The organism is Brevibacillus sp. NL20B1 (genome assembly GCF_018195675.1).
Taxonomy (GTDB): domain Bacteria; phylum Bacillota; class Bacilli; order Brevibacillales; family Brevibacillaceae; genus Brevibacillus; species Brevibacillus aydinogluensis.
Genome location: NZ_JAGTPT010000015.1, coordinates 82,121 through 108,374 on the forward strand (window position 1 = coordinate 82,121; position 26,254 = coordinate 108,374).

Genomic DNA, 26,254 nt, shown 5'->3' on the forward strand with positions numbered 1-26,254 from the left:
TCCCCTGCCCGCGTCTCGTTTTGGAGCGGACTTCATCCGCTTCTGTGCTGGGCGTGAAGCGAGCGAGCGGGCCCGATCTCCCATGCGCCGCGAACTTTGTCTACACGCTGAGCGCCTCGACTTGCGAGGCGCTCACTCTTCTTACAGCTTGTAGATGTACGTGTACTTGCTTTCCAGATAGTCCATCAGGTACGATGCGTTGATCCCCTCGCCGGTGATCTCCTTCACCAGCTCGTTTGGGCTCTTTGTTTTGCCGTGCTGATGGATGCGCTCCTTCAGCCACTGACGAATCGGTCCAAACTCGCCCTTGGCCACCAGTTCATCGTAGCCGCTGAGCTCCTTGCGCATCACATGGGTAAACTGGGCGGCGTAGACGTTGCCCAACGAATAGGTGGGGAAGTAACCGAAGCTGCCTCCCGCCCAATGCACGTCCTGCAGCACGCCTTCCTTGTCGTTGGCCGGGACGATGCCGAGGTACTCCTTCATTTTGTCGTTCCAGATGGCGGGCAGGTCGGCCACCTTGATCGTTTGGTTGATCAGCCCTTTTTCAATCTCGTAGCGGATCATGACGTGCAGGTTGTACGTCAGTTCGTCCGCTTCCGTACGAATAAACGATGGAGTGACCTCATTGATCGCGCGGTAGAACTGTTCGACGTCCACACCGGCAAACTGAACCGGAAAGGCCTTCAGCAGATCACCGTAGAAATGCTGCCAGAACGGCAGGCTGCGCCCAATCATGTTTTCCCAGTAGCGGGACTGGGATTCATGGATGCCCATCGAAGTGCCTTCGCACAGCGGCGTGCCCAGCAGCTCCGGATTGATGTTTTGCTCGTACATGGCGTGACCGGCTTCGTGAATGCAGCTGAACAGCGCTGAGTTGAAGTCGTTCGGGTCGAAACGGGTCGTGATTCGGACGTCGCCCGGGTTGAACGACGTGCAGAACGGATGTACGCTGCGATCCATGCGTCCTGCCTGGAAGTCGTACCCGATCTTCTCCAGGACATATCGGCTGAACGCATCCTGCTCGCTCTCCGGGAAGTGTTTTTTCAGGAAAGACGTGTCCGGTTTGTGCGGCGACTCGGCGATGGCCGCCACCAGCTTGACCGTTTTTTCACGCAGGGTGGCAAAGATCGGGTCCAACTGGTCTACGGTCACGCCCGGCTCGTACAGATCAAGCAGGGTGTTGTACTTGTTTTTGCCGTCGCAGCCCCAGTAGTCGATAAACTCAAGCTGGAAGTCGACGATTTTTTCCAGATAGGGGCGGAACATGGCGAAATCGCTGTTGGCCCGCGCTTCCTCCCAGATGGTCTCCGCCTGCGAGGTCAGCACCACAAACTCCTGGTAGCGGTCCGCCGGAATTTTTTTGTTGCGGTCAAACTCCTTTTTGCACTCCAGTACCGTCGCCCGGGTGATGGGGTCGAGCGAATCAAGCACGGCTGGTTCGCTCAGTGCCTCCAGGTGTTCTTCCATTTCCTTGGAGGTGGCCAGTTTGAACTGTTCGCCAGACAGAACGCCGATCACCTCGGAGCGGGCGTCCATCCCTTTGCGCGGCGCCTGTGTGCGCATGTCCCAATGCAGCACGGCAAGCGCCTGGCCGAAGCTGGTCATTTTTTTCACATACTCGCGAAAAGCAGCTGCACGATTTTCCACAGAGCTTGTCATAGGGTTCCTCCCTTTTCTATGTAGGATGCACATGGTAGGATGCACATGCAGTCAAAAAATTTTTACTACTTTATAATCCACTATTATACCTGATCTGATGGAAAAGGAAAGATACGAACTGGCTCACACGTCAGTTTCATTCATTGAGTAATCGCCCACAAGAAAACGATTTTCAGGCCGGAAGGCCTGCCCATTCATCAACCGAAGCGGAAGACAATGTACATCGCATGGAGGGATGGGCCAAGCGAGCTCCTTTGACGACCTGCTCAGCGGAAAAACGAAAGACGCGGGGATACACAGGGGACACAAGTCTCACTTCATCGAAACACCCAGATGTTTGTCCCCTGCCCGCGTCTCGTTTTGGAGCGGACTTCATCTGCTTCTTTGCTGGGCGTCAAGCGAGCGAGTGGGCCCGATCTCCCATGCGTTTCGGACTTTGTCTACAAGCTGGAACTGGCTCACACGTCAGTTTGTCGTTATAATCGTTGTTATGGAATCCATTATGGAATACGCTATGGCAAAGAACTACGACAGGAGAATGAAGATGAGTCAAAAAAACCCCCAATGGGAACAAGAGATTGCCAGACGGCGCACCTTTGCGATTATCTCCCACCCGGACGCGGGCAAGACGACAATGACGGAAAAGCTGCTGTACTACGGTGGAGCGATCCGTGAGGCGGGGATGGTCAAGGGGCGGAAGAATTCCAAACACGCCACCTCCGACTGGATGGAAATCGAAAAGAAGCGCGGTATCTCCGTTACGTCCAGCGCGATGGATTTCGAATACAAGGGGCATCGCATCAACATTCTGGATACACCGGGCCACCAAGACTTCAGCGAGGACACGTACCGGACGCTGACGGCTGCTGACGCCGCGGTGATGATCATCGACGTGGCCAAAGGGGTAGAGGCGCAGACGATCAAGCTGTTCAAGGTTTGCCGGATGCGCGGCATCCCGATTTTTACTTTTATCAACAAGCTGGACCGACACGGCAAAGATCCGTTCGAGCTGCTGGAAGAAATTGAACGGGTGCTGGGCATCCGCTCCTACCCGATGAACTGGCCGATCGGCATGGGGAGCCACTTCAGCGGCGTGTATGACCGGATGAAATCGCGTGTGGAACTGTATGAAGACGGCTCGCAGCATGAGGACATCCGCTTCTTCGAGGTGAGCGGCCCGGACGATCCGCTGATCGGTGAACGCGTCGGTCAGGATTTGTGGCAGCAGCTTCAGGAGGAAATCGCCCTGCTTGACGTGGCGGGCGACGCCTTTGACATGGAGTTGATCGGCAAAGGAGAACTGACCCCCGTCTTTTTCGGCAGTGCGATCAGCAATTTCGGGGTGCAGACGTTCCTCGACAACTTTTTGCAAATGGCTCCGCCGCCGTCGCCCAAGAAGAGCAGTGTGGGCCTGATTGACCCATGCAGCAATCCGTTTTCCGGCTTTATTTTCAAAATCCAGGCCAACATGAATCCGGCGCACCGCGACCGTGTGGCGTTTCTGCGCATTTGCTCGGGGCGTTTTGAACGCGGCATGACCGTCCGACACGTGCGACTGGGAAAAGATATCAAGCTGGCCCAGCCGGTGCAGTTTATGGCCCAGGACCGGGAAATTGTCGAGGAGTCGTACGCCGGAGACGTCATCGGCCTGTTCGACCCGGGCATCTTCCAGATCGGCGACACGCTCTGCGTCGGGAAGCCGTTCGAGTATGAAGAGATGCCCCACTTTTCGCCGGAGTTTTTCTCCCGGGTAATGGTAAAGGACGCGATGAAGCACAAGCAGTTCCAAAAAGGGATCATGCAGTTGACGGAGGAAGGAACGGTGCAGCTGTTCCGCACCTACCCGATGGAGGAGCTGATTCTTGGCGTGGTCGGGGTGCTTCAGTTTGAAGTGCTGGAGTACCGGCTGAAAGCGGAGTACGGGGTGGAGATCACGCTGACCCGCCTGCCGTACCAGATCGCCCGCTGGCTGGAAGGAGACAAGGCGGCGCTGGACGCCCTGAAGAACAAAACGGTGACGGACCGTTACGGCCGGCCGGTGATGCTGTTTGAGAGCGAGTACCAACTGCGGATGGCGATGGAAAAGTATCCAAACATCAAGTTCCACGAAAGCTCGCTGGGATTGAAAACAGTGCATGCCTAGGCGGCAACGGTACGAGCAAACCAACAAAGCACATTCGCCCATATGGTGCGAATGACATGTCCGATAAGGGAGACTCTCCAACCGGGGGAGTCTCCTTTTCTAACACCTGATAATCCCGTCAAACGTGCCTTCCAGTACTTTTTTTCCCTCCTGGTTATAGCACTCCGCAGTGGCAGCGATTTCCGCCCGGCTTTCCTGCCGTTCGTAACGGGTGATGGTCACTTCACAGCGAATCGTGTCTCCCGTAAAGACCGGCCGGAGAAAGGTAAATGTCATGTTCCTGGCCAGAACATGCAGGTCCCCGCCAATTTTCGTCGGCAAGGTAGCGGTCAGCAAACCATGCACCACCAAACGCCCGTGTTCGTCCGGTGTAACATGGTGCGCGCCGTTGTCGCCGGAGATTCTGCAAAACTCCCGCACATCCTGCTCGGTAAATGTCCTCTCCCAGGTCAGGACATCGCCAGCCTGCATAAGCATCCTCCTTTTCTTCTGCGTCCGGTTGCAACTGTAGGAAATACCAATTGGTTGGATTGGGCGCTTGTCAATTTTGGTATTATACAAAATATTCTGTCTAAACGTCAACAAAGGGAACGCAACACCTCCCGAGGACATCACCATGATCCGAAAAACCAATCGGGTGCCTCCTGGTAAGACAGCTCCTTTCTATGTGGACGACCTGCGTCATATAGATGGGAGATAGAGAAGGGAGTGGAAGGAAATGCGGGTTCTCCTGTTTGTCGTCTTGTTTCTCGTATCGTTTGACATGCATGCGCAGACGCCACTGCTTGCGCCGTACATGCTCGTGCTGGGGGCGTCGGGGGCGATGATCGGCGTGGTTCTGGGGGCGTACGCGATCAGCAACCTGGCCGGCAACCTGATCGCCGGACCGTTTTTGGATCGCTTTCCGAAAAAGTGGTTTGTCGCCGGAGGGCTGCTCCTGGCCGGGCTGATCCTGAGCGGCCAGGGGGTGGTGCAGGCGCCGGAGCATTTCTTCGTGCTGCGCCTGATTTTGGGGTTTTTGATGGCGTTTGTCTCACCGGCCTGTTTTGCCATGCTGGGGGAAACCGGACAGACGAGGGCGGAACAGGGCGAACTGATGGCGAAAAACGGGATGGTGCTGACGACAGCGGCGATCGTCTCGCCTGCGGTGGGCAGCTTCCTGGCGGTACAGTTTGGTTACGGGCAGTCGTTTGTCATCCTGGGCGGCATCATGGGAGCTGCCGGGGTGTTTGCCCTGTTGGTCCTGCCCGGCCGCCAAGCGGGCGGCGGGAGCGCATCCGTCAGCGCTGCCAACAACGCCGACAATGCGGCCGTCGCTGCCCGCCTGCCGCAGATGTCTTCGCTGCTGGCCGTGGTGGCAAACCCGTACCTCTATCCCGCCTTTGTCGGCGGGTTTGCCGTCGTCTACGCGCAGGGGGTGCTGATTTACGAGGTCCCCATGCTCATCCAACGGAGCGATCTTTCGCCTTCTGTGACGGGTATTTTGTTCAGTCTCAAGGGATTGGGGGCGCTGGCGGCGCTCAGCCAGTTCTGGCTGGCCCGCACGTCCCCGGAGCAGCGCACGCTCGTCGGCCTTTGCCTGATGAGTCTGCTTGCGTACGGGCTGGCGATTGGCCTGGATGTGTCGCTGTATGTGATGATGTTTCTGTTCGGCATCTGTTCCGGCCTTCTGTTCCCGGCCTTGTCCACTGTTTTGATGCTTCACGTGCCGCGCGAGCTGTACGGGAGCGCGTTCAGCCTGTTTTCCGCCGTCACCTCCGCCGGTGCCATTCTCAGCCCGATTGTGGCGGGCCTCATCGACAACTGGAACCACTCGTTCTTCATTGTCTTTTTTGTCACCGGCGGGGCGTTTTTGCTCGCGGGTCTGCACCGGCTGATCCGGCAGGGAGCGGCAACGCCGATTGATCGCTAAACGGGGGAAGGCGATCTCACTTCACAATGTCATCGGATGGAGTAGGTCCTTTTGCCACCGGCAGATCGTAGGAGCACCAGTCGCTCCAACTGCCGGGGTACAGTTTGGCGTCAGTCCGGCCGATGGAGTGCAGGGCCAGGAGATTGGTGCAAGCGGTCACGCCGGAGCCGCAGTAGACGATGATCTCCTGCCCGTCCAAGGGGGCAAACCGCTCCCGCAGCCGTTCAGGCGGCAGCATCGTGCCGTCCGCGGAAAGGTTGTCCTTGTAAAAGTAGTGCAGGGCGCCGGGAATGTGTCCCGCTTTTGGATCGAGCGGTTCCTGTTCGCCGCGGTAGCGTTCGCCGGCGCGGGAGTCGATCAGCGCGGTATGTTCGCCGCGTTCCTGCACACTGCGGATGTCCCCCAGCATGTCCGGCTGCACCCGGGGGACAAAGGAGCGCGGAGCGGGAGTGGGCACATCGGCCGTCACCGGATAGCCAGCCTTCTTCCAGGCGGCAAATCCGCCGTCCAGCACGGCCGCCTTTTCGTGCCCCAGATAGCGGAGCAGCCACCAAAGCCGGCCGGCCATGGACATTTCCTGATCGTCGTAGGCGATCACGGTGACATTTTCGTCAATACCTGCGAGGGACAGGCGGGCGGCCAGCGCTTCCGGATCAGGCAGCGGATGGCGTCCGCCATGTGTCTGTTTGGGACCGGACAAATCCCGCTCCAGATGGAAATAAAGGGCGCCGGGGATGTGCTCCTGCCGGTACTGCTCCTCGCCGAGAGCGGGGTTGTTCAGGGCAAAGCGGCAGTCGATGACGCTCAGCCGGTCGTCCTGGAGGTGTTCGTACAGCCAACGGGGAGTAACGAGCGGTTGCATGATTCACCCTACTTTCTTTTTTCTTCCATGATAGCAGATAGCCCGTTTACGTGAATCACTTTTCAGAAAAAAGAATCCGCACCGGCAGGAGAAGCAAACTGTACCTTTCGTCTGTTCGCCAGCGTCCGCTCGTTCCTTCTATTAATCGTTTCGTCCGCCCAAACTTACATATCGTGGTAAAAATGTTGTATTTTCCATGATCTGTATTATGTTTAAAGAGGGACGCGACATCGGACCGCGAGGCGGAACAGCAAAACGCTTCGCGTGGAATGAGGGAGGCCCAACCATGAAGATAGCAAAAATGAAGCCGTGGGAAGCGTATCGAGCCAGCCTGATTCTTTGCAACCATTTCTTTCAAACCGGCGATCTGACGTATCGGGCATGGATGAATCACCCGCTGAAAAAATTCCTGTTTCAATATCTGGTTTTTCCGTTCGTCTGCATGCTGTTTTTTCAGGGGATAAAGCTGGTTGACGCTGAGAGTGGTTCGGAAATAGGCTTCATGTTTGTCATGTACCGGAATCAGGTTGCGATTGGGACGGACATCTTCATCCATCCGGAATATCAGGCAAAAGGAGCTGGATTCGCGTTCCTGGTTCGTTATGCCCAGTATGCACATCAGAAAGGACTGCGCTATTTTATCGGAAAAATCTCCAGTGAAAATAAACCATCATTAAAGCTCACTACGAAAAAGATGGGAATGACTCGCTATTACGATCGCGTCATACTCATCCCGGAGGCCAACATTCCAAAGCATGATTATGTATATAACCGGCTCCAGCTGAACCGATTGCCGAAGAAGGCGGTAAAGGAAGCGCTGCAATTCGTCGCCAACCAGATGTTTTCCCGACAGTTTCAAACACATGTCGAGGGAATGGGAGGCGTAATCGAGCCCCTGTGGCTGGGGGCCGTGCACGAGCTGCGTTATGAGGGGGAGTTGGTCGGGTACGCTTCCGTATCCACTACGGACAGTCATCCAATCGTCCGGATATGTTTTCTGCCGAAATGGTGGGAGAGCGAGTTGGAGACCGCATTCGTTTCCTATCTTGCACGAAAATTGATAACAAAACAGCAGGCGAAAAGCGGTTTGATCGGCGTCCAGGCAGGGTGTTCCGAGCATCACATGCAGCTGGCGGGCAAGCTGAAAGAACTCGGAGCAGAAGAAAAGGAGCACGCGGAAGTAGCTGTCGTCGGACTGTTCGAGCAATTGGCACAGCTGGGTGAACGAGAACAGGTCGCATCGTTTTCCTCCTAGCGAACATCCGCATGCTCTTGAAAGGAGGTGATAGGAATGAACAAAGAGCAACTCCTGAAAGCTGTTGCCAACCCTGCAGCTGCTGAAAAGAAAGCAGATGTTGGCACGATCATCTGGACTATTCGCTTGCTGTAATCGCAGGCGACAGACAGGATTGAACGTCAGGTTCAATCCTGTCTATCCCATACATAGGAGTGATTTGCGATGATTGGAATTTTGGTCAAAGACAACCGTGATTTGGCCGCCCAATTGGCGAATCATTATCAATTGTTCAATCTCTCCGCCCGTGTCATCGAATCGTTGGAAGAGCAGCGGTCGGAGATTGATTTGCTTGTTGTGGTCAATGCCGGTACGTTCGGCAGTCAGATAAACCAACTCATGCGAAAAGAAGGGAAACGCTGGCTTCATGTTCAATGGGACCGAGGGAGAGTGCTTGCAGGTCCCGTATTTCATCCTACGGAAGGTCCCTGCTTTGAGTGCCTGTCGCTTCGGATGAAAGCCAATATGGTCGAGGAGCCGGAACGTCCCGAGATTCCCGAATGCCTGGAAGAAAACGTGCGCCGGATGATGTGTGACGCTGTCGCATTGGAAACGTACAAATTTGTCTCCAAGGATCACCGCGCAGGGGCTGCCCATATTACGGACCAGATGTTGGAGATTGACTTTTTGACGCTTGAAGGGGAGCTTCATCCCGTCCTGCGTGTTCCAACCTGCCCTGTGTGTGGTGTGGAAACCCGCATCCATCAATATGTACAGCCGTGGATGACCCGCTTTTCGGAGGTTGGCTCATGAGCAGAAAGCGATTGGCAGGCGACTGGAAAGACGTTTCTTCTCTCGGTGCGCTGCGTTCGGTTGTCAGTCGGTATGGCGGCATTGTGCGATGGTTCGCTGATTGCTTGAATGATCCCGGCGATCAAAAACTGTATGCGGCGATGGCGGCGCCCACCTACGCGAACGAATTGGTGCCTGGGATCAGCGGCAGCCCCGAGATTACGACGGGGGTTGGATTTACCCGGGAAGAAGCAAGACGTTCCGCTGTAGGGGAAGCCATCGAACGTTACTGCGGCTCGTACTACGTGCGTTCCGGAATGGCATTGGTTTCCTGGAGAGAACTGAAGGGAGCGGTTCATCCGGAGCGTTTTGCCTGGTTTCATCCGGATCAATATTTGCAAGAGGATTTTCCCTTTGTGCGGTTTACGGAGGACACCAAGGTGAGATGGGTGCCCGGATACAATTTGACACGGGGGCAAGAGGTATGGGTCCCGGCGGCAGCAGTATGGGAAAATTATCTTCCCGGCGAGGACGAAGCGCTCGTGTGGAGAGGGTTGACCACGGGACTTTCATGCGCCCCCACAGCGGAAGAAGCCGTATTGCGGGGGATATTGGAAATCGTCGAACGGGACTCGTATTCCATCATGTGGCACAACAAACTAAGTTTGCCCAGGCTGAATGTGGAAAGCAACAAGCGGCTTCATGAGATCTACCAACAGTATTTTGCCGCGGAACACTTCCGGTATCATCTGGTTGATACTACCACGACGCTTGGCATTCCTGCAGTTTGCGCCATCATGAAAGCGCCGAATGGACGAACCATTGTCGGAGCCGCTTCCCGCCCTTCCCTGGAGGAAGCATGCATCAAGGCGCTGTGTGAGATTGCGCAGCAGTGGATGGGATGCCGCTACCTTTCTACCAAATACATTCACTTTACCCTCACGCCTGACGAAGTTGAGGATTTCGTGCTGCGTCCGTTCTTCTATTGTGACGAGCTGAACCACAGCCATGCAGCATTCGTCTATCAGTCAACGGTCGAAAACGATGTGCCGGCGGGGAAATGGCTGTCCGAACTGAATGTGACGGAGGAGTTGGACAAGTGTATCGCAGCGCTGGAACGGAACGGACTAGAGGTGATTGCCGTCGACATTACATTGCCGGACGTCAGACAGCTCGGCTTGCACGTCTATCGGGTCATTGTTCCCGGGGCGGTCGACATTACGCGCAGTGAAAAGGAAAAGGTAGCGGGCGGAACCCGGCTTTATCAGGTGCCTGTTGAGATGGGATACCTGGACCGTCCCTACACATACCACGAATTGAATCCCATGCCACATCCCCTTCCGTAACAGAGCTGTTGGAGCTGGGAGGTTTTCGATGAAAAGAGGAATAGACTATTCTTTCCGTTTGATCGAGCACAATCGTTTGCACCCGGAACATGTGACTGCGTGGTATCACGAAAACAGCAAGCTGTTTCCCTCTGTATATTGGGCAAAAGAGGAAGCGAGAAAAGAACTGCTGTCGATTCTGCATGAACGATATCATGTGGAACACTCGTATAAAGATTATGGAATCGCAGAAGAATTGGACATAAACGAACGAGAGGAGCTTCCTTCCTCCATACGCTCCTTGAAAGACTTGGCGCCGCACGCTGCCGGGCTGAATGCCGTGGAACTGTATGCTGTGACAAACAGTCATGGCGTCAATACCTTCTATTATTTTGATTTCCGCCGGTCAAAGCTGGTCCCGCTGCGCACTAGTTCCGATTCGTTTCTGCGTGATGCGCTGATCCATTCCGCTGAGGGAGAAGCGGATTCTGCCATTATCGTAACGGCCAATCTCGATCGAGGGATGCTGCTGCACGGAGAACGCGGTTATCGTGCGGTGCTGCTGCAGACTGGCAGAATGGTTGAAAAAATCACGACCCGGTGGGAGCGTGACCATATCCCGCATAAGGTGCATGTGGAATTTTTTGATGATCGCCTTCATGAGCGAATGGGGATCGACGGCTTTTACGAAGCGGCTTTTGCCGTGTTAACGGTGTTCAAACAGGGGGTAGACGCTTGAATGTTCAGGAGCGGCCTGTCAACGACAATCACCGGTTGGTAAACGTTGAGACAGGTAAATTTTTGACGTCAGCCTATTACGTTCTGTTTCGTGTCCCGCCTGACTGGCCGCTATGGTTTTGGAGCGGCCTGATGGACAGCCTGGTCGCGATTCACAGTATACAGCATCCGGACAGTCGCAGGTGGGAACGGCCGGAGATTGTTGAGCACAGGTTTCAAGAGGCGAGTTATGTTGGGCTCAAGATGGAATCGCTGTCGAGCGGCGAACCTTTTGGTACAGATGACAGCCCTGTCCAATTCCTCCTGTCCGTCGTCTGTGCGCCGCTGATTAACCAGGAAGCGTACGAGAACTGGATGTCCGCAGCCCCCCGCAAGATTGCACGCAGAAGGATTCACGCCACCAGCGCAATCGACCCTGTCACCTCATCTTTGCTGCGTTTTCTGGACGCGGACGGCGACAAATGGGGAGACGAACTGTTGGATTGTTCCTTCATCGCACAGCAGTACGACCATCTTGTTCGGGAGGCTCCCGCTATCTGTTATGCAATTGGAACAGGCGATCCCGCCCAAAATTGGAGAGCGCTCCAGAGTTGGTGTGGAGAGCGTTCGCGGCTGTGGACTGCTGACGTTAAACAGGAAAGGACGGGAGTTGATCCGCGTGTTCCCGATCCCGTCTCCGGGACGGATGCCGGCGATTCCCATCTGATTGTTTTGCCATACCGGCTGACAGCGAAGAACCCCTCTTTGCCAGCGCGCATCAGCCTCCAGGTTGCCAATGCCCTGTTGGGCGGATGCTTCCACTCCAAGTTGATTTCCCGCATACGCAGAGAACTGGGGTTGGCTTACTTCGCGTTCTCCGTGTGGGATCAAACGACGGGAACAATCGTGATGGTGGCAGGGGCGGAGCCTGACAATCGCGATCAGGTGCGCGAAGAGATGGTGGGACAGCTCCACGCCCTGCAGCGAGGTGATTTTACCGATCGCGACCTGCAGGTGACCAAGCGGTTTCTGATCAGTGATGCGTGGTACACCATGGATGATTGTGATTCCATCGTCAGCTGTCATCTTGCTCATGTCGAGACAGGGGAACCATTCGAACCTGCATCCAGGGTTGCGCTTATTCAAGACGTGACCAAGCAGGATGTAATGGAGGCTGTGTCTTTCCTGGAACCTGTTCTGATGGAGGAGTAATATGAAGGCAATTCGAAATGGTTCCGATTGGCAATGTGTGGAGTGCCACAACGGGATGACCGTTCTGTTTATCGAAAAACCGCAATACTACTCCGCACACGTTCGGCTCGTGGTGAAGTACGGTTCGCTTCACCACCGGTTTTTTGACCCGATTTCATCCGCCACAGTGGTTCAACCCGAAGGTGTGGCGCATTTTCTTGAGCACGCCCTTTTTCCCAGTGAGGGCAATGACGCGTACGTTCAACTGGCTGAATACGGAGCCGATTTGCAGGCTTCCACCTATATTGACCGAACGGCCTTCTATTCCACCACCGTTGGAAACGTCATGGACACGGTGGGCTTTTTGCTGGAGTTGGCATTTCATTCGAACATCACGGAAGACAGGATTCAGCTGGAAAAACAAGTCATTCAAAATGAAATGTTGATGTCTCAAGCAGATCCGGCTGAAGTGGCGAGACAAAACATGTTGAATGCCTTGTACTGGAACCATCCTGTCAAAAAGGACGTCAAAGGGACAGAGGAGTCTCTGTCGCAAATCACGCTCGACCATGTGCGAACGGCCCATTCCCTGTTTTACGTACCGCACAATTGTCTGCTTCTGGTCGCGGGGAATGTTCACATACACGATCTGGTGGAACGAGCAGAGCAAATGGTTTCCCGAAAGCCATTCGCCGCCACGGCAGATCTGCCTGAGTGGCGAGAACCGCCTAACGCCGTGCAGGACTTCTCGCTTGCGGAAATGGGCTTGAATCAGGCGTACGTGCACGTCGGATACAAGCATGTCCATGCCGGTCTGACAGCAACCGCTCTGTTTCAGGAGGAGTTGGTCATTCGCATTTGCGCCGTGATGCTGGAACATGAATTGTACAATTTGCTCAACGAGAAGGAATTGACCGGTGATGATGGATCGGCTGACGCCATCAGGGTGAACTACTGCCGGGCAGCCGATGCCGGATATCTGGAGATCACTGCTCAGACCGATTCGTGGGAATGGTTTCGTGAAGCTGTCATGCAGGCGGCAGAGCGGGTGAGAAATGCCCCATGGTCGGAATCGCTTGCGGATGACTGGAAAAAATTGTGGCTGCTGCGCTGCCAAAAAGAAGCAAATGACCTGAGCGTCTTGACGTATTATCTGGAAAAATGGTGGACAACGCTGGAGGGGTTTGATTTGGACCGCACCTTGAGGAACATTTCCGCACGACATCTCCGCGATGCGATCGAGCGCTTGCTAGTTCTGGAAAACATGGCAGTGAGCGTTGTTTGTTGACCATGATCAACATTCACCCAAATGAATGACGTCCCCGCTTGGAGTTACCGTTCAACACCCGGATGGATTGTGAGGAGAAAACATGAATGATCAGAAATATTCCATTGAACTCCTGAACCTGAAAAAACGATATGGAGATTTCGAAGCCGTTCACGATCTCACGCTGCACGTGAAAAAGGGAAGCATTTTTGCATTCCTGGGAAATAACGGTGCCGGGAAAACCACGACGATTAAAATGATGACCGGACAGCTGAGGCCGACGGGGGGAAAGGTGCATATCCTGGGCCAGGATATCTGGGAAGATCGCAAAGCGCGAAAACAGGTCGGGTATGTTCCTGACACCCCTCTGTTGCACGAAGGGCTGACGGCTCGTGAAATGCTGTGGTTCGTTGGCGGATTGTACGGGATTCCGCTTGAGACTGCCAGGCAGCGGGCTGATCAATTGCTGGGACAAATGGGGTTGTCGGAGCGAGCCGATGATTTGATTCGCGACTTTTCGTTGGGGATGAAACGGAAAATGGCGATTGCAGCCGCCTTGATCCACAAACCGGAAGTCTTGTTGCTGGACGAGGTCACCAACGGTCTGGACCCCAGAGCGAGCCGGGAAGTGAAGGAACTGATCAAGGAAGTTGCTCGCGAAGGATGTACCGTTTTCTTGACAACACACATCCTGGATATCGTGGAAGAATTGGCGGACACCATCGCGATTTTGCATAAAGGGCAATTGAAAATCCAGGGGACATTGGAGGAGCTGAGGTCTGTCGTCGAGATGCCCATCGCCACCCTTGAGCAAATCTTTTTGTCGTTGACCGGGGAAGAGGGACAAGGAGGGAGTCAGGCATGTCAGACCAGTTGAAATCCATCTGTTTGCTCTACCTGAAACCCCGTTGGAATACCGGTTTCCGCCACAGTCGTCTGAAACCTGCGCTGTGGATGCGGTTGAGCGAAGTGCTCGTTGCGTTTCTGCTGGTCGACCGTGTGGCTCATCTGCTGGTTAACTTTGATCTAACCGCCCTGCTGTATCTGGCAGCTGTTGAGGCCATGCTGGTAGGAAGTTTGCGCCTGTTTTTTGACGTCTCGTCCCAAATGTACCAGCATCGGCTCATGCCTCTCATCGTCGCCTCGGGAGCCCCGCCTTTTCTCCACCTGACCGGCATGTGGCTTGCTTCCCTGCCGATGATGGGATGGTCCGCCCTGATTTTCTCCTATGCGTTGACGGGGAATTTTCAGGGGCTCGATCGCATAACCGCCATGGCGGCCGTTTTTGCGGTGTCGTTTGCGGCCAACGCCCTCTGGGAGCTGTTGGGCCGTTTGTATCTGGCCGTCTTTGTGTACCTTCAGCCGCGGCTCGTGAAGATGCTGTTTGGCTTGTCCATTGTAGGCTTTATCGCCGTAATTGCAGGGGTGGCTTACCTGCTGGTGCGGATGCCGATGTTCGCGTCGGCTGATGTTGCAGCACTGGAGCGGTATACGTTGTACGCGATGGGCATCCTCGGCATCCCCGGACTGGTACTGGCGCTGATGCCTCGCAGGGTAGGGACGTGGTATGTAGACGGGTGGCTTCGCATGCAGGAGACCGGACACACGGTACGGTCCACCAGGTCCGGTTTTGTTCGCATCGTTCCCGGAATTCCCGGAACAATTCAGGCGAAGGATGTGGCCGTCATCTGGCGGAATCCGATCACCAAAATCCGCTTGATCGTATGGGGAGTGTTATTGCTTGGCCTTGCCTGGTTGATCAGCAGTCATACAAATGACGGTCAATTCGCGTTCTGGGGCGTGTCGGTTGCCGCCAGCTCGCTGATTCCCTTCATCTCCGTATTCCTTTCCGCTCTGGTCTTTGGTGAGATTGCCGTCACGCTGTATACAGCTGAACGGGAATGCGTGTATCTGTATCAGGTGGCTGGCATTTCCTACACCTCGCTGGTGGCTGGCAAAGCAGCCAGTGCATCGCTCCTGATCACCTTGCCGGCGTTCATCGGCAGTCTCCTGTTGGGCGTTTGCACGAAACAGCCGGGCTGGGCAATTGCTGCCGGGCTGGGCAATACTTTGCTGATCTCCACGCTTACCGTTTTGCTTAAGGTAGGCATTCTCACCTTCGACAAGAGCGGCCTGAAAAAACAGGTCATGGAAGAGCAGTCCGGTCAACAGGTGATGCTGGAACAGGTTCCCCGTTCGCTCCTGTCGGCGGTGGCTTTTTGGGGGGCACTGTTTTATATCGGGGCCTTCTGGAAAGTATGGACGGATATGTGGCTGGAACCCGCGCTCATTTGGGCCGTGTTTGCCGCTCCGCCGTTGATCCTGTTGGTATTGGGCAGAAAGAGAGGGTTCGTTCAATGATTGTGGATCAAGAGGGATGGGTCGAGGTAAACGGCAAGAAGATCAGGGTGGAAGAATTAATCCGCGCCTGGAAAGATCCCGACTACCGCTCGCAGTTGTCTCACCTCCTCGGACGAGTTCCGCACCCCTCCGGGTATCCGTTGGATGAACTCAGTGAGGAGATTCTGGATCAGGAATAGAAGAGGGGTGAATCGATGAAAACAAAATGGCTGGCAGCATCCTATCCGGAGGATTTTTCTGGTGTCGGGCAATCAAATGTTGATACGGCAGGTGACTTCGACCGGGGATGGGAGGACATTCTGGAAACCATTGCTAATCGACCCGAGTTCCATTCCGCCGTATCGCTGACGCCTCTTCCCGGAAACGAGGACGCAAGCCTTCCGTTTCTTTCGTTTGTGGAACCTTTTTTGCATCTTGCGCGCGAACGATGGACGGAAGCAATCCCCGAACTGGGGTTTGGACCAGAAACAGTGGAAGTGGATCAGCTGTCATTGGTAAACAGCTTGCTGGTCGCCTTGGGAGAACAACTGCATGACATTGCGTCGAGAGCATTGGCCATGGAGCTGCATATCGCTGATTTGACCAACGAACTAACGGGGCAGACCGCCTCCGAGAGGCTCCATTCATTTGCGGAAAGCAAGCTGCGTGATCCGAAATTTTTCCGGGCGACGTTGGAGGAGTATCCGGTATTGGGGAGACTGTTGGCGACGCGTACGCTGTACTGGATTCAGTTTTCGCTGGAAGCCCTGAGCCACTTCGTCCAGCATTCCCCTAACATCCAGGCACTGATGGACGGGACGTTTGGCAAGCTGGCGGAGGTGCGCGGGGGAGTATCCGACCCCCATAACCGCGGCAGAAGCGTACTGTTTTTCGTGTCGGACAGCGATCGGATCGTCGTCTACAAACCGCGCTCAATGGCTGTGGATGTATGTGTTCAATCCCTGTTGGCATACTTGAACGAACAAGGATTCCCCTGCCCGTTTTACGTCCAACGCGTTCTGGATTGTGAAGTGTGCGGCTGGGTGCCGTATGTTGAACCGAAGGAATGCCAGTCCGTAGAGGAAGTGCAGCGATTTTTCTTCAGACAGGGGGCCTATTTGGCCATCTGGCATCTGTTGGACGGAAATGATTTTCATGCGGAAAATGTGATCGCGCACGGGGAACATCCCCTCTATATCGATGTGGAGACGTTGTTCCAAACGCCGTTTTTCCAATTTGACAGCGGTACGGCCGAAGGAATCGCCAGCCAGTATCTGTTCGATTCCCCCCTGCGGACAGGACTGCTGCCCGTCTTGGCTTATCCGTCCGAGGGGCAGCCGGGGGTGGAATTCAGCGGTCTGGGCGGCGATGAGTCGGAAGTCACGTATTCAGTGGAATGGCTGGATACGGAAGGGGACGATCTTCCCGTATTCAGGCGCTCTTCCTTCCCCTTGCCTCCGTTTGACAATTTGCCCATGTTGGACGGCAAGAGGATGAAGGCCGTCGACTTTCTGTCGTTTATTGAAAAGGGATTTGAATGGATATACCGCTTCTTCGCTGAACGCAAACAGGAGTTGACGGCTCAAGGGGGAATATTGGACCGGTTCCGCCGCGTTCGCATTCGCTATGTGATCCGTTCCACCCAACACTATTACAATTTTCTGCAGGCGGGGAATCACCCTGACTACCTGAAAAGCGGACGGGACCGCGAAAAGCTGCTGGATCGACTGTACCTCGGGACAAAGCGATATCCGCTGCGAAAGCAATTTGTTCCGCATGAAAAACGGGACCTGCTGTACGGAGACATCCCTTTGTTCACGACCCAACCGGACTCCAGGGACGTCCGGGACGCGCAAGGCAGATGCGTGGTCACCATGTCGCAAGCAAGCGGGTGGGATCGCGTGATGCGCCGCTTGGATCTGCTGGGGGAAGACGATCTGGCAAAATCCCTTGCCATCATCCGGAAGACGATCCTTTCCACCAAACGTGAGCGCATGGACGTGCAGGGGGGAGGTGGAGACAGCCGGCCGACAGCGGTCGAAGTGAGCGGGGGGGACGTGCTCGGGTGTTTGCGGGGAATTGCCAACCACCTGGTTGATCAGGCTTTTTGGAATCCGCTTCGTACGGAAGCCACCTGGATTGGCTTTCAGTGCAACCGGTTCGGTCAGTGGAGTTACGATGTGCTTGATGGGTCCCTCTCCGACGGATTGGTCGGTCTGTCGCTGTTGTTGGTGGGTACAGGGACGATGTTGAAGGAAGGGAGCTATATCGACACAGGCCTGGCTGCGTTTCACACGCTCCTGGGCAGCAAGCGTCCCATCCGCCGGGCGGATGTCCTGTATGGAAGCGTGATGCTGCACCGTTTTCTCGGAGACGTTCGCTATGCGGAATGGGCGAGAGAGCAGGCAGGGTTGCTGATACGCGAGGTGCGGGAAAACCGTTTGGAGAACGTTGTGTCCTTGTTTGAAGCGGCGAAGGCATCTGTGTGTTATTGGGAAGCGGATCAAACGGAGGCGGCGCGTACGGCGGTGAACGAAATCGCCGCGCGCTTGTATCAAAAACTGCTGCAGGACGGCCAGGGCAAGGAATGGGTTCTCCCGTTGGTCAAACGTCTGGAACGACTGGGAGTGGCATCTGCGGGCGCGTTGAATTTCGAGCGTCCGTCCCTGCACAACCTTTCCCAGTGGGAGCGGCTCCATGTACTTGCAGATTGCCTTGGCTTGGACGGAGAGCCAGGCGCCTGCTTCAAATCCATAGAAGGAGAAATTGCAGAAGGAGAATTTCAACAGCTTGCTCAGCAATCCTTGCCCAACGATGGATATGCGAGCGGAACAGCCGGAGCGGTGGAAGTGCTTCTCCTCGGCGGACAGTGTTTCAATGACCCCGATTGCATCCGCCAGGCAGCAAAACTTGCTCAAAAGTTGGCCGCTCGAACAGGCTGGACGTTTGCTTCTCCGTCCTCATCCGATACACCCGGCTTATACCGGGGGGTGTCGGGAATCGCATACGCGCTGTTGCGTTCATCATTCCCGGAAAAGGTTCCTCCTTTTGCCCTTTACATGTAGGTCATGGAGAAAATGCTTCCTCGATGCTGGTTGATGGGGGGCGGATAACAGTTCCTGTCATGATGGAGTGCAAACGGGCGGAAATCACCAATCGGTGCGTGGATATATGAAGAAAATTATGAAGAAATTATGAAGAAGTAATGTTTGGGGAATATATGCTGGACTAGAAAATATTGAGAATGATAGAATTTGAAGAGGAAAAAAAGACTCTGGTTCATAGGATGGAGTTGAGACCAAAGGGGTAATGAGGCATGTATGTGGACATGTATTTTACAGCGATCGTCGCTCATCAGGACCCAGAGACATGTGAATTCCTCTCCAATTTATTGACAGAAAGGATGTGGGGAGTTACCGGGATCGCGACAACAGGACAGGAGGCGATTGATGCAGTATTTCGGAACAAAGCGGATATCGTGTTTCTCGATCCTGAATTGCGTGATCAAAAAGGGACCTATGTGGCCCAACAACTTGCTACGTTGTTTCCGCATACGGAATCAGTTCTGGTGCTGGCCGATTCCACCCACCCATCTTGGGCGTTTGAAATTGATGCGGTCGATTACATCGTAAAGCCCTTTGAACGGGAGAGGCTGCACAAGAGCCTCTACAAGATTGAGTGCTATCTCTTCGGGAAAAGGGCGGACCCTCGTTTTGTAAGCAGTTTTATCGGCATCCGCAACAACAATGAGATTGAGTTTATTGATCAGCGCGACATCGTCTTGATTTCATCCGAAAAACGGGTAACCAAAATCTACCTTCACTCCCCTGAACGCCGCAGAGTAATAAAAGTTTCCGAAAGCTTGTGTTCATTTGAAAAACGCTTGCATGCGACAAGCTTTTTTCGGACTCACCGCAGTTATCTGATCAATTTGCGATATCTTCACAAAATTTATCCATCAGGCCAAACGTATATCGCCACCTTTAAAGGTTTGCAGGAGATTGCATACGTAAGCAAAAACAAAATCGGAACGTTGTACAAAATGGTCAACATTGGCTAGCTCGTCTACATTGGCAAAAAATCGTCAGGATGCTGACGAGCTGTGAGATGATGCCAACACACCAGGGAAGTGCTGCGGGAACTGAAGTATTCGGAAGAAGCAATCCGGGAGCTGGAGGAGAACCAGATCATCTGACAGCATCCTCGTACACACCACGGACGTTGACTGCAAACGGAGCCCCCTTTCTGAGGGAAAGGGGGCTGTTCACTGTTGAAGCCGGGTTGTTAACTGCTGAAAAAACCGCTGTGGCTGCTGTGTTTGCGGCGGTAGTGCTTATGGCCGTAAGAAGTGTGCCCAAAATGGCCGAAGTGGCCGCGGTGGCGGTAATCGCTGCTGCTGTAGCGGCGGTATCCGCCTGTTTTCATCAGCAGACCGGCCCCTTTTTTCAGCAGGGCGATCACCACGATTGCTGCGATGATCAACAGCAGCAGGCCGATGCCGAGTATGGTGAGAATGATGGACATGCTCATCGTCTCCTTGTCATGGGGGTCTACCTGTATGTACGAACGGGCAGGCGCCCGGTTTCAGAAGGACGACGAGCTTACGATTTCGCTTGCAGATAGCGTTCGTACGGCGTGTAATCGATCTGTTTTTTCTGCAGGTGCTGAATCAGCCACTTGTGATCCCGCTTCGGCGTGGCGATGATGTAGCCTTTGACAATCAGCTCGGTGGTGATGGTCGTCGCCTTTTCCTCCAGGGCGAGCTGGCCGATCTTCGCCGCGATCGAGCGGCGGGCCACATCTCGGAACAGATTCGGCACCGGTTCCACCAGTTCGTTGAGCAGGGCAAGCCCTTCATCCGTCCACATGGAGCGGGTCTGTTCGATATAGTAGTCCTGCCAGTCCAGCTCCGATTTGCCGTCTTGTTTTGGCATGGATTTCAGGAACTTGCGGAACATGAAAAACCCGCCGATGCCCATCAGCATGACCAGCACAAACGACCAGCCGATGATAAACAAGGAAAAACCCGTGGACATTTGCATTGCGTATGCAACCCCTCAATCCAGTTCTTCTAAGCGCAACTATAGCGCATTTCACGCGTTCCAACAAATCTTTTTTCCACACGTCGTGCGCCATTCCCGAAAGTACCTGGTTACAGCGTACTGGAAGCGCAGGATGTTTGCAAGCGGACAGGGCAGCCGAGAGGAGAAGCGGAAGGCGGCATTTGGGATACAGTTGACGGGCAGATGTGCGAAGTAGGCGGTTTACTCTTCCCAAGCGCACATACAATTTAGTATTATTAGAATGAGACTCAAAAGGAGCTGACGCCCATGTTCAAGCTAGGACAACGTGTCGTCATCATTGCTGACACCTTTGAACAAGGGTTGCCGGTTGGTGAATACGGGTACCTGATTGGTCGTGATCGAAATCCCGACAGCGCGTTTGCGTGGATTGTGCGCATTCCAAAGATAGATAAGCAGTACGCTGTACCGGAAGAGGACATCGCCTTGGAAGAGAAGCTGATCGAGCAGGAGGCGGAACGCATCCAACGGGAGGCACTGCTTGACTTTGCGCTGGCTACCCGCAACGAGGCTCTCTTCCGCCAACTGATGGGCATGCAGGATGAAGCAGCGGACAATGGCGACCCGGTAAAGGAATCAATGGAAGAGTTCATTCGCAAAGTGAATATAAAAGCCTGGATCTAACGGGGGCCCTTGGACAGCGAACGGTTTCCTTGCGAGGAAATCGTTCTTCTTCTTGGGGGCATGTCCCTGTTTGACATGGCACAGAGACGAAAGTGAGGCTGTTGCATGTCGGATTTTGTGACGTTTACCAACGAATTTGGCCAAACGATCCAGATGTCGCGCGAAGATTTCCAGAAGAAAGTAATCCCCAACTATCTGGACAAGTACTGGGACGAGAAGGAAAAGCTCCGCGATTTTGCGATGGGGCTGGTGCGCGACCAGTTCACCGAACAGGCGGCCATCGCGGCTGATCGACTGCTGGAACTGTACGGACCGATCGAGTCTGCGATCTTGTTTCGCGCCGTGGTGCACATGCAGGCGCTTGAGTTCGACAAGGCCAAGGCGATGCTGATCGACTGTTTGGAGCGCTTTCCCACCTCCGGCACAGCTTGTACCAATCTGGCCAAAATCTACGCCTATGAGGGCGACGAGGCCAAAGCGTTTGAAACCTTGGAAGCCGGACTGTTCAAGGACCCCAATCAGGAGAACGGGCTGAACATGTACATGGAAAGCTTCCTGAAGTTTGGCAAACGGGAAGAGCTGAAACAGCGGCTTGAGGCGCTTGCCGCCAAAGAAGGGGCGTGGATGCCGCAGCTGCACATAGCGCGCCTGTTCCTGACGGAGGACAATTTGCTGAAGGCGGTGCAGTGGTACAGGCAGGCCATCGACGGTGCCAAGGGGAAGGAAGACGTGGTCATGACTGTCACCGGCGAACTTGGACAAGCCGGGTACGTCTATCAACTGATCCAGATCTGCGAGGAGTACTGGACGCCCACATTCCAACTCCCGTACGCGGGCTTCAACTACGCCAACGCGCTGCTGGCCACGGACCAGAAGGAGAAGGCCATCGCCATCCTGCGTGAGATGCAGCAGCATCTGGCCGACAAGTACAAGCCAATGGTGGACCAATTTTTGGCCCGGGTGCCGGGAGCACAGGAGACGGAAGCAGCAATGCGGGAGCAGGCGCAGACGCCGACGGTACCCAGACAGGCAGAATCGAACAAAAAGAGTTGGTGGAAGTTTTGGCAATAGCCCGTTTGCATCCAGGTGTCCGGCAGTATGTACAGCCGGACGTTTTTTGTGTGAGGGGAGAAGCGGGTGAGTCTGTGCCGTGGACGAACGGAACGTGTTTCACGCAGACCGGCGCCGTTCCCTGTGAAAGCGGATTGGCGCCGGTGACAAGCCTCTATTGAAACTGGCGGGTGAGCATCCGTTCGAGCACGGCGACGCCTTGGTACATCAGGGTGGCGACTACCGCAATGATCGCCAGGCTCACCATGACCAGCGTGAAGGTAATAAAACTGCTTAAAAAATCATCCATGAAACACAAGCGACTCCAATACATATCCGCGCGGCTCTTTCGGGTGCCTTTGCGCCGTAATGCTCTTGACCAGGATAGACACAAATTGTTTCTTTTCCTCAAAGGACAGTTCTTCCCAAGACTGTTGCAGATTTTCGTACAGGGAGAGCAATTGTTCAATTGAGAAACGGTTTTCCAGCTGTTCGGACTCGGTTTGAATCAACTGTTCCAGCTCGGCTTGGCGAGTATTGAACGCCTCCAGCTGCTTTCGCAGTTCATCCATCTCAATGAGGTCTGCGATGAAAAGCTGTTGGAGGCGTTTGCGCTTCTGCTTCAGAGACTCCAGTTCTCGTTTGTAGTCGTCAAGGTTTGCGGCTTTCAGGCAAGCGTTTTTGTCTCCTGTTACCTCACGCCTGATCTGATCGGTACGGTTGCGCAGCTCAGCCAAAAACAAGTGCTCCAATTTGTCTTCACGTATCTGGAAGTGATGACAAGCACCTGGCTTTGTAAACGAGCAGCGATAATACCTGACAGGCTGACCTGGCGTCTTTTTTCCTTTGCTGCGGTAAGTGGTTCCGTTCAACGTGCTGCCGCAGTTCGGGCATTTCACCAGGCCGGAAAAGAGGTACCCGGAAGCTACACTCCGCGGTTTTTTCATCGCTTGTGCGTCGAGGATTTTTTGAACAAAATAAAATTCCTCTTTATCGATGATGGGAGGAAGCGCATCCTCAACGATGATCCAGTCTTCTTCCGGTTTTACGGTTGTGATGGTGCCTGTTTGGGTGGTGTAATTATAGCGGAGTGTGCCGATATATATCGGGTTTTTCAAGATTTTTTGGACGGTGTTGACAGAAAAAATGGCATTGTTTTTCGTTCTGCACCCTTGACGATATAACTCTTCAGCTACTTTATTGAAATTGGCGTGCTTGGCATATAGCCGAAAGATCATCCTGACAGTTTCGGCCTCTTTCTCGTTCACAACGAGTTCTCCATCTAATTTGTCATATCCAAAAGGGGCTTTCCCGCCTGGCCGTTTCCCTTGCCGGGCCTTTTCCTCTTTCCCGAATTTCGTGCGTTCCCCGAGGTTTTCCCGTTCCCATTGAGCAAGGGCGGCAACCAGCGTAATGAACAGCCTGCCGATCGCTGTTGTCGTGTCGTATACTTCTGTAGCGCTCTTGAACTTTACGTTGTGACGATCAAACTCCTGAAGAAGGTTGTACAAGTCCAGGACAGATCGCGTCAGCCGGTCCAGCCGGTACACAATCACAACGTCAATCAGCCCGCAGTGGATGTCATTGAGCATGCGCTGTAATTCAGGACGATTGGTATTCTTCGCGCTCACCCCCTCATCGATGTAGTAATCAGCGATTTCCCAACCTTGCGATGTTACATAGGCCGTTAACCGCTCGCGTTGAGCAGGGATGGAATATCCTTCTTTCGCCTGTTCGTCCGTACTGACACGGATGTATAAAGCGGCTTTTTTCATGATGCGACTCCCCTCCCTACAGGAATGCATATGCAGCAATTCTTCCGTGTCTGCAACGCAAATGATACGTTGCGCTGCTTCCCCAAAATTGACCGTGATTTCCACAGCCATTGAGAGGGTGAGCCGGGTTGATCGTCATGTTAAACAAGCTGCTCGACATAAAGTGACACTAAAGGAGGGGATGAACATGAAGGTTGTTGTGACGTTGCCGCCTGATTATCCCCGAAACGATCCCAACTATCCAAGCAAGGAACGGCTTGAAATGGCATATACCGCATTATTGCCAGCCATGATTCGCATACTGACGCAGAAGCAGAAAGGAAAGAAGCAGGCGAATTCTGCCTGATTGCCCGATCTCGGGCAAACGGACAAGCCCAACGGGAGAAACATTCGATTTGGAACGCCTCTTTCGCTGAAAGGAGGCGTTTCGTTTGATTTACATTGGCATTTTACATTTCGTGAGTGACGTACAGGTGTTCATTGAGACAACAGATGGTGGTAACATTAGGTAAGGTTAGAGGAGGTAATGACATGAAACGAATCCATTTTTTCCTGTCCAGCGTAACTGCAGCCATTTTTACGGTAGGCAGCCTCTTTGCGACCGTTCATCCGCCTATCGCGCAGGCACAAACGGTACAGAAAGACTATGTAAACCATCCGGAAAAAGCCAATATCGAATATGCGGTGAAAAATAGACTGATGTGGTTGTATCCAGACGGGAATTTCCGTCCCGAGCAGCCGATTACTCAGGCCGATGTGGTCGCTGGGTTGGTTAATGTGAAGGGCTTGACGGTAGGTACGCCGGTCCAAGGATTCCCGGTCAATCATTGGGCAAAGGTTTACTATGAAAGAGCCAATAAAGACGGAATGCTCAATGGTGTCGTTATCAGTCCCAATAAAGTGTTGACTCGTGAAGAAGTGGCAAAACTTCTCGTAAATGCTTGGCAAAACGTGAGAGCATCGGTTACTCAAAAAAATTCGGAGTTCCGTAAAAATGATTCATTCGTTCAATTTGTGGTTGGCTCAAGACAAATGAAACCAAAGGCAGGGAAGTTTCCGAATGGAGTAGCAACGAGTTTATACGATTCGTTTGGTTCAGTGACGAGGGCTGAACTTGCGTATACTTTGTCGTTCATGAAAAAGGACTTCTTGGAAGTACGGGAGGCAGAAGTGATCGCGGATAAAATGCACAATTCAATCAAGATAAGTGGCGGCTATATCACAGTAACTGCACCGAAGACTAGAAAGGAATTGGAAGCGAAGTTTTTTATAGTCACCAAATCGAATCAGTATCTTGACACATTAGAGAAAGGTTATCTCAAGCACCCCATAGCCGATGTACAAAGGATTTTAGTTTCTGTGAAAAATAAGGACACGAATACCGCTTTGGTCGGCTATCGTTATACCAAGTTACCTAAACTGGACCGCGAGAGGATTTGGTGGTAATACATGAACATAATCCTCAAAAGAGCTATTAATATAATAGCTCTTTTTGTTTTGGTCATTGGCAACAATCAGAAAAGGGGCGACCAGCAAACGGCCAGCGCCCCTTCCTTTCCTGATGAAGCTCCCCTAATACCTTTCAAGTATGGAGTTGAGTACAGACACTCCGTGTTCCAGGAGGTGATATCTTTTTTGTTCTTTGATTCGGGGGTTAATGTGCGCAATCTCCTGTAAATGATTCTTCAATGTTTTTACAAGATCATGAGCGAATGCCAGTTTGTCGTAAAAAAGAAAGAGTTCTACCTGATCATTTGTAACATTTACGGCTTCGATTTTGATTTCAGGTCCTTTCATATGAAAATAGTAATCGTGAACAGAACCAAAGCCGAGAATATGAAATGTCTGTTTATCTTTATTGGTGAGCATGTTAATTATGCCATCGGTCATGCTTATCAACGCTGTGCCGTAAAGAGTGGCGGTATTGATGGTCAGTTGTTCGCTGCCATTATCAACAGTCATGTACATCTCACAACTAAAAAAACTATCAAGATCGCCGCTTTTAAGTGTTTCTTTCCAATCGCCGTCCCCGTCTACCAATACAATTTTTAGAGACATAGCTCTCGCCTCGCTTCCTTTTTTTTTCGTTACTACGCTACTTCCTTTTGTTGGGTAGGAGGTTCGGATAATCCCATTTTCATTTATAACAGTGAGCATTTCACTAATACCATATTTATTAGGATTATATACATACACTATTGTTCCATCGGAATGTTTTGTCTTAACTTTCCCTTTTTCTACACTTTACTTTCCATGATTAAATTTTTAATCTCTCCTTC

General features: G+C 53.3%; 24 protein-coding genes and 1 pseudogene. 17 read left to right on the forward strand and 8 right to left on the reverse strand.

Translation table 11 applies throughout. The features are described 5' to 3' along the window. Positions 1 to 141: 141 nt before the first annotated feature. A complete protein-coding gene (locus tag KDN35_RS12040) occupies positions 142 to 1,662 on the reverse strand; it encodes a carboxypeptidase M32 (protein ID WP_212132796.1) in 1,521 nt (506 codons plus the stop codon). A gap of 544 nt (positions 1,663 to 2,206) precedes the next feature. Between KDN35_RS12040 and KDN35_RS12045 the strand changes: the two genes are divergently transcribed. Beyond that, positions 2,207 to 3,805: a peptide chain release factor 3 gene (locus tag KDN35_RS12045; RefSeq protein ID WP_171566531.1), complete on the forward strand. Its 1,599-nt coding sequence runs from the start codon at positions 2,207 to 2,209 to the stop codon at positions 3,803 to 3,805. A 99-nt stretch (positions 3,806 to 3,904) separates the two neighbouring features. On the opposite strand, the gene KDN35_RS12050 is transcribed toward KDN35_RS12045, so the two are convergent. After that, complete coding sequence (locus KDN35_RS12050) at positions 3,905 to 4,282, reverse strand: MaoC family dehydratase (RefSeq protein WP_212132797.1); 378 nt, start codon at positions 4,280 to 4,282, stop codon at positions 3,905 to 3,907. Positions 4,283 to 4,523: 241 nt separating this feature from the next. Here KDN35_RS12050 and KDN35_RS12055 point away from each other — a divergent pair, with 241 nt between their 5' ends. Beyond that, positions 4,524 to 5,717: an MFS transporter gene (locus tag KDN35_RS12055; protein ID WP_171566532.1), complete on the forward strand. Its 1,194-nt coding sequence runs from the start codon at positions 4,524 to 4,526 to the stop codon at positions 5,715 to 5,717. 16 nt (positions 5,718 to 5,733) lie between these two features. On the opposite strand, the gene KDN35_RS12060 is transcribed toward KDN35_RS12055, so the two are convergent. After that, a complete protein-coding gene (locus KDN35_RS12060) occupies positions 5,734 to 6,579 on the reverse strand; it encodes a sulfurtransferase (protein WP_171566533.1) in 846 nt (281 codons plus the stop codon). Positions 6,580 to 6,865: 286 nt separating this feature from the next. Between KDN35_RS12060 and KDN35_RS12065 the strand changes: the two genes are divergently transcribed. From KDN35_RS12065 to KDN35_RS12115, 11 genes are all read left to right on the forward strand, one after another. Further along, the gene (locus KDN35_RS12065) at positions 6,866 to 7,834 is read left to right on the forward strand and encodes a GNAT family N-acetyltransferase (protein WP_212132798.1); all 969 of its coding nucleotides are present in this window, start codon (positions 6,866 to 6,868) and stop codon (positions 7,832 to 7,834) included. Between the two features lie 204 nt (positions 7,835 to 8,038). Next, on the forward strand, positions 8,039 to 8,626 hold the full coding sequence (locus KDN35_RS12070) for a TOMM precursor leader peptide-binding protein (protein WP_212132799.1): 588 nt from the start codon (positions 8,039 to 8,041) through the stop codon (positions 8,624 to 8,626). Next, positions 8,623 to 9,951 carry a YcaO-like family protein gene (locus tag KDN35_RS12075; protein WP_212132800.1) on the forward strand — a complete coding sequence of 443 codons (1,329 nt, stop codon included), beginning with the start codon at positions 8,623 to 8,625 and terminating at the stop codon, positions 9,949 to 9,951. Before KDN35_RS12070 ends, KDN35_RS12075 begins: the two co-directional genes overlap by 4 nt. Positions 9,952 to 9,979: 28 nt before the next feature. Further along, positions 9,980 to 10,669 carry a nitroreductase family protein gene (locus KDN35_RS12080; RefSeq protein ID WP_212132801.1) on the forward strand — a complete coding sequence of 230 codons (690 nt, stop codon included), beginning with the start codon at positions 9,980 to 9,982 and terminating at the stop codon, positions 10,667 to 10,669. Next, positions 10,666 to 11,859 carry an insulinase family protein gene (locus tag KDN35_RS12085; protein ID WP_212132802.1) on the forward strand — a complete coding sequence of 398 codons (1,194 nt, stop codon included), beginning with the start codon at positions 10,666 to 10,668 and terminating at the stop codon, positions 11,857 to 11,859. Before KDN35_RS12080 ends, KDN35_RS12085 begins: the two co-directional genes overlap by 4 nt. A 1-nt stretch (position 11,860) precedes the next feature. Continuing rightward, positions 11,861 to 13,126 carry a M16 family metallopeptidase gene (locus KDN35_RS12090; RefSeq protein WP_212132803.1) on the forward strand — a complete coding sequence of 422 codons (1,266 nt, stop codon included), beginning with the start codon at positions 11,861 to 11,863 and terminating at the stop codon, positions 13,124 to 13,126. A gap of 82 nt (positions 13,127 to 13,208) precedes the next feature. Continuing rightward, on the forward strand, positions 13,209 to 13,982 hold the full coding sequence (locus tag KDN35_RS12095) for an ABC transporter ATP-binding protein (RefSeq protein ID WP_212132804.1): 774 nt from the start codon (positions 13,209 to 13,211) through the stop codon (positions 13,980 to 13,982). Continuing rightward, positions 13,967 to 15,466 carry a hypothetical protein gene (locus tag KDN35_RS12100; RefSeq protein WP_212132805.1) on the forward strand — a complete coding sequence of 500 codons (1,500 nt, stop codon included), beginning with the start codon at positions 13,967 to 13,969 and terminating at the stop codon, positions 15,464 to 15,466. The genes KDN35_RS12095 and KDN35_RS12100 overlap by 16 nt, the downstream gene beginning before the upstream one ends. After that, on the forward strand, positions 15,463 to 15,645 hold the full coding sequence (locus KDN35_RS12105) for a mersacidin/lichenicidin family type 2 lantibiotic (protein WP_212132806.1): 183 nt from the start codon (positions 15,463 to 15,465) through the stop codon (positions 15,643 to 15,645). The genes KDN35_RS12100 and KDN35_RS12105 overlap by 4 nt, the downstream gene beginning before the upstream one ends. A gap of 15 nt (positions 15,646 to 15,660) precedes the next feature. Beyond that, a complete protein-coding gene (lanM, locus tag KDN35_RS12110) occupies positions 15,661 to 18,510 on the forward strand; it encodes a type 2 lanthipeptide synthetase LanM (protein WP_212132807.1) in 2,850 nt (949 codons plus the stop codon). A gap of 251 nt (positions 18,511 to 18,761) precedes the next feature. Next, on the forward strand, positions 18,762 to 19,505 hold the full coding sequence (locus KDN35_RS12115) for a LytR/AlgR family response regulator transcription factor (RefSeq protein WP_171566544.1): 744 nt from the start codon (positions 18,762 to 18,764) through the stop codon (positions 19,503 to 19,505). Between the two features lie 224 nt (positions 19,506 to 19,729). Here KDN35_RS12115 and KDN35_RS12120 read toward each other — a convergent pair whose 3' ends face one another. Continuing rightward, positions 19,730 to 19,969: a hypothetical protein gene (locus KDN35_RS12120; RefSeq protein WP_171566545.1), complete on the reverse strand. Its 240-nt coding sequence runs from the start codon at positions 19,967 to 19,969 to the stop codon at positions 19,730 to 19,732. Between the two features lie 77 nt (positions 19,970 to 20,046). Then, a complete protein-coding gene (locus tag KDN35_RS12125) occupies positions 20,047 to 20,481 on the reverse strand; it encodes a DUF2621 domain-containing protein (RefSeq protein ID WP_171566554.1) in 435 nt (144 codons plus the stop codon). 294 nt (positions 20,482 to 20,775) lie between these two features. Between KDN35_RS12125 and KDN35_RS12130 the strand changes: the two genes are divergently transcribed. Both KDN35_RS12130 and KDN35_RS12135 read left to right on the forward strand, forming a co-directional pair. Continuing rightward, a complete protein-coding gene (locus tag KDN35_RS12130) occupies positions 20,776 to 21,150 on the forward strand; it encodes an ATPase (protein ID WP_171566546.1) in 375 nt (124 codons plus the stop codon). Between the two features lie 105 nt (positions 21,151 to 21,255). Next, the gene (locus KDN35_RS12135) at positions 21,256 to 22,221 is read left to right on the forward strand and encodes a tetratricopeptide repeat protein (RefSeq protein WP_171566547.1); all 966 of its coding nucleotides are present in this window, start codon (positions 21,256 to 21,258) and stop codon (positions 22,219 to 22,221) included. Between the two features lie 154 nt (positions 22,222 to 22,375). On the opposite strand, the pseudogene KDN35_RS12140 reads toward KDN35_RS12135, so the two are convergent. Beyond that, positions 22,376 to 22,480 (reverse strand): annotated as a pseudogene (locus tag KDN35_RS12140) (ABC transporter permease); the annotation flags it as partial. Between the two features lie 22 nt (positions 22,481 to 22,502). Continuing rightward, on the reverse strand, positions 22,503 to 23,975 hold the full coding sequence (locus KDN35_RS12145) for a recombinase family protein (protein WP_212132808.1): 1,473 nt from the start codon (positions 23,973 to 23,975) through the stop codon (positions 22,503 to 22,505). 187 nt (positions 23,976 to 24,162) lie between these two features. Between KDN35_RS12145 and KDN35_RS12150 the strand changes: the two genes are divergently transcribed. Together KDN35_RS12150 and KDN35_RS12155 are read left to right on the forward strand one after the other, a co-directional pair. Further along, positions 24,163 to 24,321 (forward strand): hypothetical protein, encoded by a 159-nt coding sequence (locus tag KDN35_RS12150; RefSeq protein ID WP_171566549.1) that lies wholly within the window; start codon positions 24,163 to 24,165, stop codon positions 24,319 to 24,321. Between the two features lie 185 nt (positions 24,322 to 24,506). Beyond that, the gene (locus KDN35_RS12155; RefSeq protein WP_212132809.1) at positions 24,507 to 25,421 is read left to right on the forward strand and encodes an S-layer homology domain-containing protein; all 915 of its coding nucleotides are present in this window, start codon (positions 24,507 to 24,509) and stop codon (positions 25,419 to 25,421) included. A gap of 126 nt (positions 25,422 to 25,547) precedes the next feature. On the opposite strand, the gene KDN35_RS19910 is transcribed toward KDN35_RS12155, so the two are convergent. Beyond that, positions 25,548 to 26,171, reverse strand: a complete 624-nt coding sequence (locus KDN35_RS19910; RefSeq protein ID WP_249179062.1) for a ribonucleoside-triphosphate reductase — start codon at positions 26,169 to 26,171, stop codon at positions 25,548 to 25,550. Positions 26,172 to 26,254: the final 83 nt, after the last annotated feature.

Excerpts from the sequence above, each read along its gene's own strand:
- KDN35_RS12040 (WP_212132796.1), bottom strand. The coding sequence starts at position 1,662 with ATGACAAGCTCTGTGGAAAATCGTGCAGCTGCTTTTCGCGAGTATGTG.
- KDN35_RS12045 (WP_171566531.1), top strand. The coding sequence starts at position 2,207 with ATGAGTCAAAAAAACCCCCAATGGGAACAAGAGATTGCCAGACGGCGC.
- KDN35_RS12050 (WP_212132797.1), bottom strand. The coding sequence starts at position 4,282 with ATGCTTATGCAGGCTGGCGATGTCCTGACCTGGGAGAGGACATTTACC.
- KDN35_RS12055 (WP_171566532.1), top strand. The coding sequence starts at position 4,524 with ATGCGGGTTCTCCTGTTTGTCGTCTTGTTTCTCGTATCGTTTGACATG.
- KDN35_RS12060 (WP_171566533.1), bottom strand. The coding sequence starts at position 6,579 with ATGCAACCGCTCGTTACTCCCCGTTGGCTGTACGAACACCTCCAGGAC.
- KDN35_RS12065 (WP_212132798.1), top strand. The coding sequence starts at position 6,866 with ATGAAGATAGCAAAAATGAAGCCGTGGGAAGCGTATCGAGCCAGCCTG.
- KDN35_RS12070 (WP_212132799.1), top strand. The coding sequence starts at position 8,039 with ATGATTGGAATTTTGGTCAAAGACAACCGTGATTTGGCCGCCCAATTG.
- KDN35_RS12075 (WP_212132800.1), top strand. The coding sequence starts at position 8,623 with ATGAGCAGAAAGCGATTGGCAGGCGACTGGAAAGACGTTTCTTCTCTC.
- KDN35_RS12080 (WP_212132801.1), top strand. The coding sequence starts at position 9,980 with ATGAAAAGAGGAATAGACTATTCTTTCCGTTTGATCGAGCACAATCGT.
- KDN35_RS12090 (WP_212132803.1), top strand. The coding sequence starts at position 11,861 with ATGAAGGCAATTCGAAATGGTTCCGATTGGCAATGTGTGGAGTGCCAC.
- KDN35_RS12095 (WP_212132804.1), top strand. The coding sequence starts at position 13,209 with ATGAATGATCAGAAATATTCCATTGAACTCCTGAACCTGAAAAAACGA.
- KDN35_RS12100 (WP_212132805.1), top strand. The coding sequence starts at position 13,967 with ATGTCAGACCAGTTGAAATCCATCTGTTTGCTCTACCTGAAACCCCGT.
- KDN35_RS12105 (WP_212132806.1), top strand. The coding sequence starts at position 15,463 with ATGATTGTGGATCAAGAGGGATGGGTCGAGGTAAACGGCAAGAAGATC.
- lanM (WP_212132807.1), top strand. The coding sequence starts at position 15,661 with ATGAAAACAAAATGGCTGGCAGCATCCTATCCGGAGGATTTTTCTGGT.
- KDN35_RS12115 (WP_171566544.1), top strand. The coding sequence starts at position 18,762 with ATGTATGTGGACATGTATTTTACAGCGATCGTCGCTCATCAGGACCCA.
- KDN35_RS12120 (WP_171566545.1), bottom strand. The coding sequence starts at position 19,969 with ATGTCCATCATTCTCACCATACTCGGCATCGGCCTGCTGCTGTTGATC.
- KDN35_RS12125 (WP_171566554.1), bottom strand. The coding sequence starts at position 20,481 with ATGTCCACGGGTTTTTCCTTGTTTATCATCGGCTGGTCGTTTGTGCTG.
- KDN35_RS12130 (WP_171566546.1), top strand. The coding sequence starts at position 20,776 with ATGTTCAAGCTAGGACAACGTGTCGTCATCATTGCTGACACCTTTGAA.
- KDN35_RS12135 (WP_171566547.1), top strand. The coding sequence starts at position 21,256 with ATGTCGGATTTTGTGACGTTTACCAACGAATTTGGCCAAACGATCCAG.
- KDN35_RS12145 (WP_212132808.1), bottom strand. The coding sequence starts at position 23,975 with ATGAAAAAAGCCGCTTTATACATCCGTGTCAGTACGGACGAACAGGCG.
- KDN35_RS12150 (WP_171566549.1), top strand. The coding sequence starts at position 24,163 with ATGAAGGTTGTTGTGACGTTGCCGCCTGATTATCCCCGAAACGATCCC.
- KDN35_RS12155 (WP_212132809.1), top strand. The coding sequence starts at position 24,507 with ATGAAACGAATCCATTTTTTCCTGTCCAGCGTAACTGCAGCCATTTTT.